The sequence below is a fragment of the Kitasatospora sp. NPDC058170 genome (genome assembly GCF_042883905.1).
Taxonomy (GTDB): domain Bacteria; phylum Actinomycetota; class Actinomycetes; order Streptomycetales; family Streptomycetaceae; genus Kitasatospora.
The window spans coordinates 155350-170178 of sequence record NZ_JBHVUV010000007.1 but is presented as its reverse complement, the minus strand read 5'-3'; the positions used below and the strand labels follow the sequence as shown (position 1 = coordinate 170178).

Sequence of the window (14829 nt, the reverse complement as noted above, 5' to 3'; positions counted from 1 at the left end):
GGAACGGCGGGCTTCGGAACGGCGGGGTTCAGAACTGCAGGGCGTCACGGCGCATCAGCCACCGCAGCGCGACCACCAGTACGCCGACGAACGCCAGCGTGGTCACGGCGGAGGCCGCGGCGTAGCCGAACTGGTTGAGCGGGGTGATGCCGCCGACGGTCTCGCCGTAGACGAACAGGGCGTTGTTCCACTGGTAGGTGGGCGGCAGCGCGCCCTGGTTCCCGCCGAAGGCCAGGATGAACTCGAAGATCTTGACCGACGTGATGGTCCACAGCACCGCGGCGGCGGCGGTCACGTCCCAGGACAGCGGCAGCGTGACGTGGCGGAAGCGCTGCCAGGCGTTGGCGCCGTCGAGCCGGGCCGCCTCGTAGAAGGAGTCGGGGATCCGGTCGACGCCGGCCATCAGGATGGTCACGTAGTAGCCGGTGTTGATCCAGATCAGGGCGAGCAGGACGGCGTTCATCGTCCAACCGGGCCGCAGCCACTGGACGGCGTCCATCCCCAGACCGCCGAGCGCCTGGTTGACCAGGCCGTCGAGGCTGAGCAGCGAGCCCCAGAAGATCGCCAGGACGACGGAGGAGACGATGTGCGGCAGGAAGATCACCGCGCGGACCAGCTTCCGGCCCCGCATCTCGCGCAGCATCAGCATGAAGCCGAAGCTCAGCACGAAGACCACCGCGCCGACCCCGAAGAGGATCTTCAGGGTGTTGCCGAAGGCGGAGCTGAACGCGGGGTCGTGGAGCAGCTGCGTGTAGTTCCGAAAGCCCGCCCAGCGCGGCGAGTTGATGCCGTCCCAGTCGGTGAGGCCGGTGTACACCGCGTACAGGGTCGGCCCGATGAACAGCGCGGTGTAGAGGGCCGCGGCCGGCGCCACGAACGGTCCGAAGATCCGCCCCCGGCGCCGCTCCAGCGGGGAGTGGGTGACCGCGCTCACGGGTTGGCCTTCCAGAAGTCGACGGAGGCCTGCCGGGTCTGGGCGACGAACTCGTCCGCCGTGGTGACCCCTTGGATGAAGCGGACCACGTTCGGGGTGTAGGCCTTGGTGGCCCAGGCGGCGAAGTCCACGAACAGCCGGGCCTGGTCGGCGTAGACGTCGTTGCCCTCGATGGCCTTCGCGACCGCGGCGAGCTCCTCGGGCGCCGGTATGTCGGCGCGCGGGGTGATGTTCAGGGCCTGGGTCGCGATGCCCGCGAGGCGGTCCCTGTTCATGAAGTACGCGATGAACTTCTGCGCCTCGGCGCCGTGTTTGGCGCTCCTGGGCACCGCGAAGCCGAAGAAGTTGACGCCGACGGCGGTGTTGCCGCCGTCGATCGCGGGCAGCTGGAAGTTGCCGAAGGTGAAGCCGGCCGGGACGTTGGGCCGGCTCTCGCCGGGGACCCAGGTGCCGTTGAGGTACAGCGCGGCCTTGCCCTGGGCCCAGCTGGTCTGCGACTGGGTGCCCTGGGTGGACTCGTAGCCCTTGATGAAGTAGTTCTTGCGCAGCTGCTCGACCTTGCCGACGGCGGCACGGACCTTCGGGTCGTCCCACGCGGCGCCGCTGTGGTCGGCGGCGAGCGCGCGGACGCCGTCGGTGCCGAGCTGGCGTTGCAGGGTGAGCAGGGTCCAGTAGGGGTCGTTGCTGGGCAGGGCGATCGGGGAGACGCCGGTCGCCTTGATGGCGTCGAGCTTCCCGACCAGGTCGTCCCAGGTCTTCGGCGGGCTGGCGGCGAGCTCCGGGTACGCGGCGGAGTTGAACCAGACGCCCTCGGTGGCGACCGAGTACGGCACCATGAACGGCTTGCCGTTCCGGTCGTTGAGGTAGGCCTTGTACTTGTCCGGGATCACCTCGCCGACCGTCTTGGCCTCGCCGGGGATCTGCGCGGCGTAGACCGGGCTCAGATCGGCGTGCTGGTCGGCGGTGACCACGGCGCCCAGCGCGTTGACCGAGTTGTCGATCAGATCGGCCGCGGCGCCGCTCTTCAGGGTCGGGGTGATCTTCTGGATGACCTGGCGGCCCTGCCACTGGATGGTCACCTTGATACCGGTGTCCTTGGTGAACTTCTCCGCCGCCGCCTGGATGACCTTGGCCTGCGGCTCGCTCTGGTTCCACATCGACCAGTAGGTGAAGGAGGCGCCGCTGTCGGCGCCGCCGCCGCAGCCGCTCAAGGTGCCCGCGGCGAGGGCGGCCGCGGCGGCGGCGAGGAGGAGGCGTCTGGCGTGGGAGTACGTGGTCATGTACGAGGTCCCGTTCGGTGGTTGGGGGCGCTTGGTGGGTGGGTGCGCGGTGGTGGTGGGTGCGCGGTGGTGGTGGGTGCGCGGTGGTGGGTGGGGAGGGCAGCCTCAGGCCCGGTGCGGGGCCGCGGGCAGGCCCCAGCGGAAGGCGGTCGGAGCGCGGACGGGTTCGACCGTGAGGTCCGGTGTGTCCCCGGCGGCGGCCACCAGGCATTCGGCGCCGGCGGGCAGGGCGATCTCCAGCAGGCCGTCGGGGCGCAGCGTCCAGCCGGCCGGGCCGGGCCGGTCGCCCAGCGGCCGGACGTCCGCCGGCCCGGTCAGCCGGCCCGGCGCGACCAGGCACGGCTCCCCCGCCGTGCTGCGGATGCGGATCCAGCGGGTGGCACCGTCGCGGCGGCAGGCGCTGATCCTGAAGCCGCCCTCGGCGGCCAGGTCGTGCACCACGGCGTCGGCCCAGCCGTCCGGGACGGCGGGAAAGATCCGCAGGACGCCGCCCCAGCTCTGCAGCAGCATGTCGTGCAGGCTCTGCGCCCCGGACAGCGGTGTCTCGACGACGGGACCGGTCTCGGCGTACATGGTGTTCGGCCGGACGTAGACGTCCAGGAGTTCGTCGAGTCGGCGCCGGGCCGCCTCGCCCTCGCCGAGGAGGGCGTGCATCGAGGCGGCGCCGGTGGAGCTGTAGCCCTGGAGCTCGCCGGTGAGGCCGAGCCAGTGGTCCATGCTGCGGCGCAGCAGGGCCCGGTGGGCGGGGGCGGTGAGGTCGAGCTGGTGGAGCGGGTGGAACCAGAGCAGGTGCGAGTAGTGCCGGTGGGAGCTGGTGAGCCGGAGGTCCCGGCCGATCCACAGGCCCTCGTCCGCGTCCTGCGGCGGCGGCGCGGTGAGGCGGTCGAGCACGTGCGTCCAGGTGGCGGCGAGCGGGTCGGCGGCCCCGAGCCGGGCGGTCGCGTCCAGCAGGGTCCGGCAGCCCCAGTGCAGCAGGGCGAGGTCGTAGTTGCAGTCGGCGGTGGTCCCGTACTCCGGGGAGTAGGTCGGCGGCAGGTGCAGCACGCCGTCGTCGTCCGCGGTGAGGAAGTGGAGGTAGTAGTTGACGGCCTTGCGCAGGAGCGGGACGAGGGTGTCCCGCAGGTAGGTCTCGTCCATGGTGTGCCGGTAGGCGAGCCACCCGGAGTGCAGGGCCCAGGTGAGGTTGCCGACCTCCGGGAGGGGCCAGGTGTGTCCCGGGGTTCCGGCCGGCTCGCTGTACAGGTCGTCCTGGCTGGAGCGGCCGATCACCAGGGAGTCGGCGCGGTGGGCCTCGGGGGTGGAGGCCAGCAGACCGGGCGTGCCGTTCTCCAGCGCCGTGCGCAGCGAGTCGAGTTCCGGGTGCCCGGAGGCGTTGATCGGCCAGTACTCCAGCTGGACGTTGAGGTTCCACCAGGCGGCGGGCCAGGGGGTGGGCTCCAGCCAGGGGCCGTGGGTGGCAAGCACCGGGCGGTCGGCGCGGGTGGCGCAGGCCAGTTTGTACAGCTGGATCCAGTAGAAGCTCTGCACGCGCGCGTCGGGGACGGAGACGAAGCTCTTCGGGTAGTAGGCGTGCCACCAGGCGCGGTGGGTCTCGACGAGCCGCACGGTGCCGGTCCGGTCGGCGCGGTCCGCGGTGTCGGCGGCGATGAGCTGGGCGGAGCGGTCGGTCGGGCTGTGCGCGACCGTGCAGAGCAGGGTGGTGGTGCCGTCCGGTTCGGTGCGGGTGCGCCAGCGGGTCTCGGTGCGGCCGCCGCAGGCGAGGTCCTGGACGCAGCCGCCGCCGGGGCCGCCCTCGCCGTCCGAACCCTCTGAGCCCTCGGCGCTGTCGGAGCCATCGGCGCTGTCGGAGCCGTAAGTGGTGAGGACGGGCGGCGGGTTGTCCTTGAGGCCGGCCGGGCGCTGCTCGGGGTAGAACGCCTCCCGGGGTGGAACGGCCGGTGCGGGGGTGAAGGTCCAGGCCGGCTGCTCGGTGCCGTCCAGCGGGCGGCAGCGGACGACGAGCAGGTCGCGTTCGGCGTGGACGAAGGCCGTGAGGGCGAGCGTTCCGCGGGTGGTGGTGACGGTGCCGGTGAGTTCGGCGTCCCAGAGCGAGAGCCGTAGGTCCGTGCCGGTCACCTCTCCCGCGGTGCACAGGGTGAGGTGACCGATCGGCAGGCGGGTGCCGCCCCACAGCGGGCCGCCGACGTCCTGGTGGTCACGGACCCGGCTGTCGCCGAGGACGAAGCGCAGCCGGGTCTCGCCCTCGGGGCGGCGGACGGAGGCGGCCAGGCCGCCGTTGCCGAGGAACGGGCCGTCGTAGAAGGATCCGGGGACGGCCTGCCAGAGCGGGTCGAGCCCGCCCAGGAAGTCCCGCCAGCCGGTGCCGGCGGCGAGCCGGTCCTCCAGCTCCGGGTGGTCCGGTGGGCGTGTGCCGGCCATGGCTTCTCCGCTCGGTTCGGGGTGGTGCGCGGCGGCGCCGCGGTGGGTTCCGGAGGGGGTCATCGGCCCAGCCATCCGCCGTCGACGGGCAGCAGGGTGCCGTGGACGTAGTCGGCGGCGGGCGAGGCCAGGAAGACCGCCGCTCCGGCGATGTCCTCGGGCGCGGCCCAGCGGCCCGCCGGGATGCGGTCGAGGATGGCGGCGCTGCGGACCGGGTCGGCGCGCAGGGCCCGGGTGTTGTCGGTGGCGACGTAGCCGGGCACGATCGCGTTGACGTTGACGCCCCGGCCGGCCCATTCGTTGGCCAGCGCGCGGGTGAGGCCGGCGATGCCGGACTTGGCGGCGGCGTAGCCGGGCACGGTGATCCCGCCCTGGTAGCTGAGCAGCGAGGCGGTGAACACGATCTTCCCGGAGCCGCGTTCCAGCATCCGCCGGCCGACCTCGCGGGTGAGGACGAACTGGCTGCTCAGGTCGACGGCCAGGACGTGGTCCCAGTCTTCGTCGCTGTGCTCGGCGGCCGGGGCCCGGGCGATGGTGCCGGCGTTGTTGACCAGGATGTCCACCGGCCTTTGCAGACCGGAGAGTTCGGCGCCGAGGGCGGTCACGGCGGCCCGGTCGGCGAAGTCCGCGCGCAGGGTGCGGCACTGCCGGCCCAGGGCGGTGACGCGCTCGGCGACCTCGCTGCCGGAGGTCTCCAGGTTCGCGCTGACGGCGACGATGTCCGCACCGGCGGCGGCCAGCGCCTCGGCGATGGCCAGGCCGAGGCCGCGGCGGGCTCCGGTGACGACGGCCAGCCGGCCGGTCAGGTCGAAGAGCTTTCGGTGTCCGGCGGTGGTCATGCCGACTCCGTCCCGTCGGTGGGCCGGCAGTCGACCAGGACCTTCATCACGCCGGCGCCGGAGTCCAGGGCGCCGGAGTCCAGGGCGCCGGAGTCCAGGGCGGCGAAGGCGGCGTCCGCCCGGGCGAGCGGTTCGATCCGGGAGACGAGGCCGTCGACGGGGATCTCCCCGGCGGCGAGCAGTCGGACGGCCTCCTCGAAGTCCTCCCGGTGGTAGAGCCGGGCACCCAGCAGGGTGAGCTCGCGCTGGAAGAAGCGGTGCAGGTCGACCTCGCGGGGCGTCGGATGGATGGCCACCAGGACCAGTCGGCCGCGGGCCCGCAGGCAGGCGACGGCACTCGCCGCACCGGCGGCCGCGCCGGAGACCTCGAAGGCGACCGCGGCGCCGGCGCCGCCGGTCCGCGACTCGACCGCGGCGACCACGTCGGTGACGGACGGGTCGATGCAGGCGAGGCCGAGCTTCTCGGCGGTGGAGCGCCGGTGGGCGTCGGGCTCGACGACCAGGACGTCCGCGCCGACGCGGCGGGCGACCAGGGCGATCAGCACGCCGACCGGGCCCGCGCCGACGACGACCGCCTGCTCGTCTGCCGCCAGTGCGCAGCGGCGCACGTCGTGGACGGCGACGGCGGTGGGTTCGACGAGCGCGGCGCGGTCCAGCCGCAGCCCCTCCGGGAGCCGGACCAGCAGCTCGGCCGGGACGGTCCAGCTGTTCTGCATGGCCCCGGCGGAGTCGATGCCGAGGAAGTCGAGGCGGTGGCAGAGGTGGGTGTGGCCGGCCCCGCAGGCGGGGCAGTCGCCGCAGGAGGCGGTGGGCATCACGGTGACCGGGTCGCCGCGCTGCCAGCCGGTGACGCCGGCGCCGACCTCGGCGATCCTGCCGGACATCTCGTGGCCGAGGACGGTGGGCGGGCTGACGCGGGCGTCCATGGCGCCGTGCAGGATGTGCAGGTCCGTCCCGCAGATGCCGGTGAAGGCGACGTCGATGCGGACCTGTCCGGCGGCGGGTGGTACGGCTGCGCAGGGCCGGACGAGGACCGTCCGGTCGCCGGTGTAGGTGGCCTGGTGCACCAGGGTTCTCCCGGGGTTGGGTGGGTGGTGGCGGGGTGGCGGGCTCTCAGGCCGTCCGGCCCGTGAGCCCGTAGACGCGCAGTGCGTTGCCGCCGAGGACGGCCTGGGCGTCGGATGCCGGGAGCGCGGAGAGCTCCGCGCGGACGAGGTCGAGCCAGTCCCGGTAGCGGCCGGCGAGTGTCATCACCGGCCAGTCGCTGCCGTAGAGGCAGCGGTCGGGGCCGAAGAGGTCGAGTGCCGTGTGCAGGTAGGGGCGCAGCAGCTCGGGGGTGGCCCGGCCGGGGAGCGCCTCGGTGGCGAGTCCGGAGAGTTTGCAGACCACGTTGGGCCGGGCGGCGAGGCGGCGCAGCGCCCGGCGCCAGCCTCCGTCGTCGGGCGCTCCCGGCCGGGGTTTGCCCAGGTGGTCCAGGACGAGGACGGTCTGCGGGCAGGCGGCGGCGAGCTCGTCGAGTTCGGCGAGCTGGTGCTCGCGCACGCAGGCGTCGAACGGCAGTCCCGAGTCGCCGAGCAGGGCCACACCGGCGCGCAGGCCGGTGCCGGCGGTGAAGCCGGCGGGTTCGTCCTGGAGGAGGCGGCGGACACCGACCACGAAGGGGTCGGCGGCCAGCCGGCGGATCCGCTCGGGCAGGTCCTCGGCCTGTTCCGGGGACTCGGGCTGTTCCAGGGAGAGGTGGGCGACCATGCCGAGCAGCTCCGGGCGGTGGGCGGCGCGGGCGCGCACCCAGTCGAGTTCGGCCCCGGCCTGCTCGGGCCGGCGGCCGGCCTCCACCACGACGACTCCGATCGGCTCGCCGGCGGCGGCCGCCAGTTCGTCCGGTCCGACGGCTCGGCGCAGCGCGGGCTCGGTGAGCCACGGGTAGTCGAAGCGGCCCGGGTCCCACAGGTGCACGTGCGCGTCGACGACCGCGGGCGTCACGACCGCACCTGCGCGGGGCGGCCGGCGGTCCGCCCACTGGTCCAGCCCTGGTCGCGGACCGGTGCGAGGCAGGCCTCGACCCGGGCGAGCAGTTCCTCGTCGATCGCCTCGGCGAGCCGGCCGACGTTGCGGCGAACCTCCTCGGCGCTGCCGGTGCCGACCACGGTGGTGGCGGCGCCCGGGGCGCGGACGGAGAACTGCAGGGCGAGCGTGGCGAGGTCGCTGCCCGCGGCTTCGCAGAGGTCGGCGGCCGCCGCGCAGCGGGCGAGCAGTTCGGCGGAGCCGGGGTGCCAGCCGGGTGCGCCCCGGCGGGTGAGCGCGCCCATCGCCAGCGGCGCCGCGTTGACGACCCCCGTGCCGCAGGCCGCGAAGTGGTCCGTCCAGGCGGCCAGGCGCCGGTCGTGCAGCGTGTACTGGCAGTAGGAGAGCACGGTGTCCACCCGGGTGCGCTGGGCGACGTGGCCGAGGAGGGGCAGCGGGTACCCGGTGATGCCGACGTGGCGGACGAGTCCTTCGTCCTGCAGCCCGCGCAGTGCGGGGAGGGTCTCCTCGACGATCCGGTCGGGTGAGCCGAACTCGATGTCGTGGCACTGGACCAGGTCGAGGTGGTCGGTCCCCAGGCGGGTCAGGCTCTCGGTGACGCTGCGCCTGACCCGTCGGGCGCTGAAATCGAAGTCGGCGGCGCCGTACCGGCCGACCTTGGTGGCCAGCAGGTAGCTGTCGCGGGCGACGCCGTGCAGGGCCCGTCCGAGCCGGGCTTCGGCGGTGGTGGCGCCGTAGTAGGGGGCGACGTCGAAGAGGTTGATGCCCGCATCGAGTGCGGTGCGGACGGCGTCGATGGCGTCCTGCTCGTCGACGGCGCCGAAGACCGATCCCAACGGCGAGGCACCGAAGGCGAGTTCGGAGACGATCAGGTCGGTGTTTCCCAGTCGGCGGTAGCGCATTCTTCCTCCGGGGCGGGGCGACGGAGCGGGCGGGTTCCGGCCCGGGCCGGTCAGACGGCGGACGGCTGCCGGGCCCAGGCCGGGCCGTCGGGGTAGAGGTGGTCGGCCGCCGACGCGGGGTGCAGCTGGGCGCCGAGGCCGGGCACGGTGGGGGCGACGTAGTGCCCCCGCACGATGCGGACCGGCGCCGTGAAGTGCTCGTGGAGGTGGTCGACGTACTCGATCACCCGGTTCTCGGTGCTGCCGCTGACGGCCACGTAGTCGAACATCGCCAGGTGCTGGACCATCTCGCACAGGCCGACGCCGCCGGCGTGCGGGCAGACCGGGATCCCGAACTTCGCGGCGAGCAGCAGGATCGCGACGTTCTCGGTGACCCCGGCGACGCGGCTGGCGTCGAGTTGGAGGATGTCGATCGCACCGGCCTGGAGGAGCTGCTTGAACATGACCTGGTTGTGGCAGTGCTCCCCGGTGGCCACCTTGACCGGTGCGACGGCGGCGCGGATCCGGGCGTGGCCGAGGATGTCGTCCGGTGAGGTCGGCTCCTCGATCCAGTAGGGGGCGAACTCCTTGAGCCCCTCCATCAGGTCGATGGCCTGCCCCACTCCCCAGGCCTGGTTGGCGTCGATCGCGATCCGGACGTCCGGCCCGACGGCCTGCCGGGCCAACCGCAGCCGGCGCACGTCCTGTGCCGGGTCGGCCCCCACCTTGAGCTTGAGCTGGGTGAAGCCGTCCGCGACGGCCTCCTCGCACAGCCGGACCAGCTTCTCGTCGTCGTAGCCGAGCCAGCCGGGCGTGGTGGTGTAGGCCGGGTAGCCGTGGTCCAGCAGGTGGCGCCGACGCTCGGCGCGGCCGGGCTCGGCCCGGCGCAGGATCTCCAGGGCCTCCTCCGGGGTCAGCGCGTCGCGCAGGTAGCGGAAGTCGACGAGGGCGACGAGCTCCTCCGGGCTCATCTCGGAGAGCAGGAGCCAGACGGGCTTTCCGGTGCGCCGGCCGTAGAGGTCCCACATGGCGTTGACGATCGCGGCGGCGGCCATGTGGATGGCGCCCTTCTCCGGTCCCAGCCAGCGCAGTTGGCCGTCACCGGTGAGGCGGCGGGAGAAGGACCCGAGGTCGGCGAGGGTCTCCTCGACCGGGAGTCCGGTCACGAGCGGGGCGAGTGCGCGGACGGCGGCGACCTGGACGTCGTTGCCCCGGCCCACGGTGAACGCCAGGCCGTGGCCCTCCTCGCCGGTGCTCGTGCGGACGATCACGTAGGCGGCCGAGTAGTCCGGTTCGGGGTTGAGCGCGTCAGAGCCGTCGAGCTCGCGGGAGGTGGGGAAGCGCACGTCCAGCGCTTCGATCCCGATGATGCGGTTCATGAGCGGAGGCCCTTCGAGGCGTGTGCGGCGGCAGTGCGGCGGCATGCCGCCGGCAGCGGTCAATCGGCGACATCACGCAGCCGAGACATGGGATGACTGTCGGGGAGTCAGCCCCCTCCTGTCCAGACCCGTGCACGAGAAATCACGAACCATGCAGGTGGAAGCCCGATAATTCTTCAATCGACACTGTCGCCGACGACTTGCCGCTCCAAGTCATGGGATGTCCGGCTAGGCTGGGCCGCACCTGCCCCGGGGTGACCGGACGGCGACGGACGGCGCGCCCGCCCTGGGCTCCGGCGCGCGCCCTGTGCTCTGATAACCGACGACGACCGGTCGCACCGGCCGACCCGCCCCGCACTGCCCCGCCCCGCCAGCCCCACCCCCGCCCGCAGCACACCGACCGCCGAGGAACCACGGATGTCACTGACCGACATGGCCATCGCCCGAATCCGCGAGCTCGTCCGGGCGGGTGAGCTGCCGCCCGGCACCAAACTGCCCGCCGAACAGCAGCTCGCGGCCGACCTGGGCATCTCGCGCAACCTCGTGCGCGAGGCCGTCAAGGCCCTGGTGGTGTCACGGGTCCTCGAAATCCGGCGCGGCGACGGCACCTACGTGACGAGCCTGGCGCCCGCGCTCCTCCTGGAGAGCCTCTCCTCAGCGGTGGAACTGCTCAGCGGGAACACCCTGCTGGAGCTCACCGAGGCACGCCGGCTCCTCGAACCCGCGGCGACCGGCCTGGCGGCGACCAGAGCCGGCGAGGCGGACCTCGCCGAGATCGGGCGCCACCTCGGCGCCATGCGGGCGGCCAGGAACGACCCCGAGCGCCTCAACCTGCACGACGCCGCGTTCCACCGCGCGGTCATCGCCGCGACCGGCAACGAGACCCTGACCACCCTGCTGGACGGCATCTCCAACCGCACGCTCCGCGCCCGGATCTGGCGCGGGCTCGTCGACAGCGACGCCGCGGACCAGGCCATCGCCGAACACGAGGCCATCTTCCAGGCCCTGTCCGCACGGGAGGCGCCGCTCGCCCAGGCCGCCGCCCTGATGCACGTCACCACCACCGAGAACTGGCTGCGCCGGCACATGCCGACCGGGCCCGTCGGCGAGGACTGAGCCGGGATCCCGGCCGGCGCCGCGCACCACACCGTACAGATGCGGCGGCCGGTACGGAACCAGGAGAGCACAAGGGATCGGGAGGGGAAAAGGGATCGGGAGCGGGCAAGCACGGGGGCATCCCTCGCGGCGGTGCCGCCCCGGTCACGCCTTGTCGGCGACCTCGTGGTCGGCCTGTGCGCTGATGTGGGCCTTGGCCGCCCGCGTCGCCGCGTCGGCATCACGGCTGCGCAGGGCGGCGATGATCCCGTCGTGCTCGGCGATGACCTCGGCCCAGTTCGCCGGGTCGGTCGGTGCCGCGATCCGGTGGCGGCGGACGGTGAGGAGCAGCTGGTCCGTGAGATCGGCCAGGATCCGGTAGCCGGCGGCCTCGGCCAGGATCCGGTGGAACTCCGAGTTCAGCTCCGGGAGCTTCTGGAGCGAGCGGGTGCCCAGCCGCCCGCGCATCTGCTGCTGGACCGATTCCAGCTCGGCCAGCTGGGCGTCGGTGATGCGTTCCGCCGCGAGCCCGGCGACCAGCCCCTCGATCGCCTCGCGGGCCAGGAAGACCCCGCGCATCTCGGTCGCGTCCACCTCGGCGACGGTCACACCGGAGTGCACCCGGGACACCACCAGGCCGTCCGCCTCCAGCCGCTTCACGGCCTCGCGGATCGGGATCTTGCTCACGCCCAGGTTGCGGGCGAGCTCGTCCATGTTGATGCGCTCGCCCGGCCTGAGGTCGCCCTCGGCGATGGCAGCACGAAGGCTGTCGTAGACGAGATCAGCCTTGCTCTTCACCACGGGCAGCCGGGCCCAGTTCGCCTGTGTCACCCGTTCATCGTATGCGATATTCCCATGAAAGCGAAGGGCAAGCAGCGGCGCCCCCGCGTCCGGCCGGCCGCTCCGGGAGGCTCCGCCGCGGAACGGCCGGTGAGGGGCCCTCAGGGGGTGCGGACCCAGAACTCGATCGAGAGCGGCGGGACGGTCAGGGCGAGGGTGGGGCCGGTCAGCGTGCTCAGCGTCTGGCTGTGGGTGGTCGGCCCGTAGCGGTGGCCCTGGAAGGAGGCGGCGGTCTGCGTGTCGACGTTGTAGGTGAACGACCGGCTGGAGGAGCGGTTGGTGATCGCGAAGATCTGCTTGCCCTGCGCGGTCTTCCAGGCCATGATCCGGTGGTCCGTGTAGGCGCTGCCATCGTCGTGGACGGGCTCCTCGACGTGGTGGCGCACGGAGTCCCAGGGCATGTAGCGGACGAAGCCGGCGACGGCGTTCCAGTTCTCCGGGTTGAAGTCCCAGTGGCCGGGCTGGATGTTCGGGTAGTGGCTGAAGTCGGTGTCGCTCGGGGGGCGCCAGAAGCCGAGCGAGTAGCCCTTGGACTCGGAGTTGGTGGTGGGCTTCAGGGCGTGCAGCCAGAACCAGGTGGGCGCGTTCTGGAAGGTCATCCAGTTCATGATCGAGTGGGCGGTGTTGATGGTCCGGTTGAACGAGCTGGTCGGGTGGAGGTACTCGAACTCGTTGTTGAAGACCGGTCGGCCGAGCGCGCCCGAGGTGTAGTCGCCGGTGATCTGCTCGTCGGCGTAGGCGCCGACCCGGTGGTAGGTCCACGCGTCGACGTAGCGCAGCGCCTGTGCGTCCGCGATGAGCGCCTGGCCGCGCTCGCCGCTCCAGCCGCCGCGGCTGTCGGCCTGGATCATCACGTTCGGGTACCTGGCGCGGATCTTCGGGGCGACCGCCTTGAAGGCCGCGAGGTACTGGGGGGCGTCGTAGAAGCAGGAGGAGTAACCGGCGTACGAGTCGGGCTCGTTCTGCAGGCCCCACATGCTGATCGGGATCCCGCGGGCCGCGAGGTAGTCGAGGTCGGCGACCATGGCGTCGCCCAGCGCGTCGAGGTCCGCCGGGGCGAAGGAGGCGAGCCCGTACTTGGCCTTCCCGTCCGCGCTCGTACCGACCAGGTTGTTGTTGATCTTCCAGCCGGGGGCCGGGGACCAGTACTCGGCGGCGACCCCCTCGATGCCGGCCTGGCTGATCATCTCGGAGAGCAGGGCGGTCTGGTTCTCGTAGCGGTCGACGAGGCGCTTGCCGTCGGCGGTCACCCCCCGGTGGTAGAGGCCCAGGGCGAGCCGGCAGTAGCGGAAGCCCCGGTCCGAGCGGATCTTCAGCATCTGCTGGTAGAAGCGGGTGCGCTCGGCGGGCGTCAGGTCGTAGGGCACGCCGCTGACCAGGTCGGGCATGCCGTTGTTGCCGGAGCCGATCGAGTCGGACTGGATCTCGAAGCCCAGGCCCTTGATGGTCTGCCGGGCCCCGTTGTCGAACCGGATGGTGTAGCTGCCCGAGTCGAGCCCCGCCGCCCGGGCGGACGCGAGGTTCAGCAGCGGAGCGGCCGCCATGGCCGAGCCGCCGACGGCGGCGGCGCGCAGCAGGGTTCTACGACCGAAACCACTTGATTCGGGCCGGTTCACTGGGTCCTCCTGGGTGGGTGGGGGGGAGGCGGTGCGGGGGTCGCGGTCGGGCCACGGGCGCCGGCGGACAGACCGGGGCGCCGGCGCCCGGCGCCGACCGGACCGGCCCTCGGGGTTCGCCGACGCGGGGGCAAAGGTATGCGATATACGACTTCAGCACCAGAGGAGTCGCCGAACTGTTTCCGACAGACCGCCCGGACCGCTCGACCGACGCCTCCACCGTCCGAAACACCCGGCTCGACCCGGCTTCATGTTCCTAAGCGTTGACATCTGAGTGATTGGCGAGTTTTCTAATGGCGCATCACGTTTGATTTCGTTTGAACGTGCCCGTCTCGGCGGGGCCTTGAGTGTCTGATCTCGGCCCGACCGCCAGCGCTCCCGTCCTTCTCCCATTCGAGGGGTCCCCCATGTCCAGTGCCCGAAGCCGCGCCCGCACGTTCTCCGCCGCGGCAGCCGGACTACTCCTCCCGCTCGCCCTCGCCGCCTGCTCCGACGGCCATCAGTCGACCGGCGGCGGCGAGGTCGCCAAGGTCGACGGCAAGATCTCTCTGACGTACCTTCAGAAGCAGGGCGACCAGGAGTACTTCGTCGGCGAGGCGGCCGGCGCGAAGGCCAAGGCCGCCGAGCTCGGCATCGACCTGAAGGTCGTCAACCTCGGCAACGACGCGAACAAGACCGTCAGCGAGGCGAAGGCCGCGATCGCACAGAAGAGCAACGGCCTGATCGTGGTCGTCCCGGATCCCGCCGTCGGCCCGCAGGTCGTGCAGACCGCCAAGGACGCCGGCGTCGCCCTGCTCACCTCCGACGACCAGATCTGCACCACCGGACCCGACCCGACGGGCTGCACACCGGAGAACCTGGTGCCCCGGATCGGCTTCAGCGGCGAGCAGATGGGCACCGAGGTCGGCAAGCGCGCCGCCGAGGAGTTCGGCAGGTCCGGCTGGAACCCTGCCGAGACCCGCACCATCTCCGCCTGGAAGCAGGACGTCACCGTCTGCACCTCGCGGGTCAAGAGCGCCAAGGCCGCCTTCCTGAGCGCCGGCGGCACCGGGGTGCAGAACATCGACGTCGCCACCGACAACACCCCCACCGGCGCCCAGGACCGGATCGCCGCCGTCGTCACCGCCAACCCGAACGTCAAGCACTGGGTGGTCTGGGGCTGCAACGACGAGAACGTCCAGGGCGGCGTCACCGCGCTGGAGAACGCCGGGTTCAAGGCCGACAACGTCATCGGCGTCGGACTCGGCGCCTACCTCGCCTGCAAGAACTGGGGCTCCGGCAAGCCCTCCGGGATGCGGGCCGCCCTGTTCATCAACGGCAGCGACGTCGGCGCCCTCGCCGTCCAGACGATGTACGACAAGCTCAAGAACGGCAAGGACCTCCCGAAGGAGGCCTTCGCCCCGACCACGATGGTCGACGCCGCCAACTGGAAGGCCTCCGGGGTCACCTGCAGCTGACCCCCACCCGTGAGCCGGTGCGGGTGCGCCGGGTGTCCGCCGGCCCCGCACGCACCCGCACCACC

The 14829-nt window shown here is 72.5% G+C and carries 12 protein-coding genes; 2 read left to right on the top strand and 10 right to left on the bottom strand.

Translation table 11 applies throughout. The features are described from left to right. Positions 1-28: 28 nt before the first annotated feature. The 8 genes from ACFVVX_RS10585 to ACFVVX_RS10550 form a co-directional block, all read right to left on the bottom strand. Positions 29-934, bottom strand: a complete 906-nt coding sequence (locus ACFVVX_RS10585; RefSeq protein ID WP_387943662.1) for a carbohydrate ABC transporter permease — start codon at positions 932-934, stop codon at positions 29-31. Next, complete coding sequence (locus tag ACFVVX_RS10580) at positions 931-2214, bottom strand: ABC transporter substrate-binding protein (protein WP_387943660.1); 1284 nt, start codon at positions 2212-2214, stop codon at positions 931-933. The genes ACFVVX_RS10585 and ACFVVX_RS10580 overlap by 4 nt, the downstream gene beginning before the upstream one ends. 105 nt (positions 2215-2319) lie before the next feature. Next, on the bottom strand, positions 2320-4632 hold the full coding sequence (locus ACFVVX_RS10575; protein ID WP_387943658.1) for a glycoside hydrolase family 95-like protein: 2313 nt from the start codon (positions 4630-4632) through the stop codon (positions 2320-2322). A 59-nt stretch (positions 4633-4691) separates the two neighbouring features. After that, a complete protein-coding gene (locus tag ACFVVX_RS10570) occupies positions 4692-5471 on the bottom strand; it encodes an SDR family oxidoreductase (protein WP_387943656.1) in 780 nt (259 codons plus the stop codon). Beyond that, complete coding sequence (locus tag ACFVVX_RS10565; protein ID WP_387943655.1) at positions 5468-6538, bottom strand: zinc-binding dehydrogenase; 1071 nt, start codon at positions 6536-6538, stop codon at positions 5468-5470. Before ACFVVX_RS10565 ends, ACFVVX_RS10570 begins: the two co-directional genes overlap by 4 nt. 46 nt (positions 6539-6584) lie before the next feature. Continuing rightward, positions 6585-7454, bottom strand: a complete 870-nt coding sequence (locus tag ACFVVX_RS10560) for an amidohydrolase family protein (protein ID WP_387943653.1) — start codon at positions 7452-7454, stop codon at positions 6585-6587. Then, positions 7451-8398, bottom strand: a complete 948-nt coding sequence (locus tag ACFVVX_RS10555; RefSeq protein WP_387943651.1) for an aldo/keto reductase — start codon at positions 8396-8398, stop codon at positions 7451-7453. The genes ACFVVX_RS10560 and ACFVVX_RS10555 overlap by 4 nt, the downstream gene beginning before the upstream one ends. A 50-nt stretch (positions 8399-8448) precedes the next feature. Then, complete coding sequence (locus tag ACFVVX_RS10550) at positions 8449-9756, bottom strand: enolase C-terminal domain-like protein (RefSeq protein ID WP_387943649.1); 1308 nt, start codon at positions 9754-9756, stop codon at positions 8449-8451. Positions 9757-10173: 417 nt separating this feature from the next. On the opposite strand from ACFVVX_RS10550, the gene ACFVVX_RS10545 reads away from it, so the two are divergent. Then, positions 10174-10872 (top strand): FadR/GntR family transcriptional regulator, encoded by a 699-nt coding sequence (locus ACFVVX_RS10545; protein WP_387943647.1) that lies wholly within the window; start codon positions 10174-10176, stop codon positions 10870-10872. Positions 10873-11016: 144 nt separating this feature from the next. On the opposite strand, the gene ACFVVX_RS10540 is transcribed toward ACFVVX_RS10545, so the two are convergent. Both ACFVVX_RS10540 and ACFVVX_RS10535 read right to left on the bottom strand, forming a co-directional pair. Beyond that, positions 11017-11682 (bottom strand): GntR family transcriptional regulator, encoded by a 666-nt coding sequence (locus tag ACFVVX_RS10540; protein ID WP_387943645.1) that lies wholly within the window; start codon positions 11680-11682, stop codon positions 11017-11019. A 110-nt stretch (positions 11683-11792) separates the two neighbouring features. Further along, the gene (locus ACFVVX_RS10535; protein ID WP_387943643.1) at positions 11793-13307 is read right to left on the bottom strand and encodes a hypothetical protein; all 1515 of its coding nucleotides are present in this window, start codon (positions 13305-13307) and stop codon (positions 11793-11795) included. 407 nt (positions 13308-13714) lie between these two features. On the opposite strand from ACFVVX_RS10535, the gene ACFVVX_RS10530 reads away from it, so the two are divergent. Further along, on the top strand, positions 13715-14764 hold the full coding sequence (locus ACFVVX_RS10530) for a substrate-binding domain-containing protein (RefSeq protein WP_387943641.1): 1050 nt from the start codon (positions 13715-13717) through the stop codon (positions 14762-14764). The last annotated feature ends 65 nt before the right edge of the window (positions 14765-14829 follow it).

Coding starts and splice junctions, on each gene's coding strand:
- ACFVVX_RS10580 (WP_387943660.1), bottom strand. CDS start 2,214: ATGACCACGTACTCCCACGCCAGACGCCTCCTCCTCGCCGCCGCCGCG.
- ACFVVX_RS10575 (WP_387943658.1), bottom strand. CDS start 4,632: ATGGCCGGCACACGCCCACCGGACCACCCGGAGCTGGAGGACCGGCTC.
- ACFVVX_RS10570 (WP_387943656.1), bottom strand. CDS start 5,471: ATGACCACCGCCGGACACCGAAAGCTCTTCGACCTGACCGGCCGGCTG.
- ACFVVX_RS10555 (WP_387943651.1), bottom strand. CDS start 8,398: ATGCGCTACCGCCGACTGGGAAACACCGACCTGATCGTCTCCGAACTC.
- ACFVVX_RS10550 (WP_387943649.1), bottom strand. CDS start 9,756: ATGAACCGCATCATCGGGATCGAAGCGCTGGACGTGCGCTTCCCCACC.
- ACFVVX_RS10545 (WP_387943647.1), top strand. CDS start 10,174: ATGTCACTGACCGACATGGCCATCGCCCGAATCCGCGAGCTCGTCCGG.
- ACFVVX_RS10530 (WP_387943641.1), top strand. CDS start 13,715: ATGTCCAGTGCCCGAAGCCGCGCCCGCACGTTCTCCGCCGCGGCAGCC.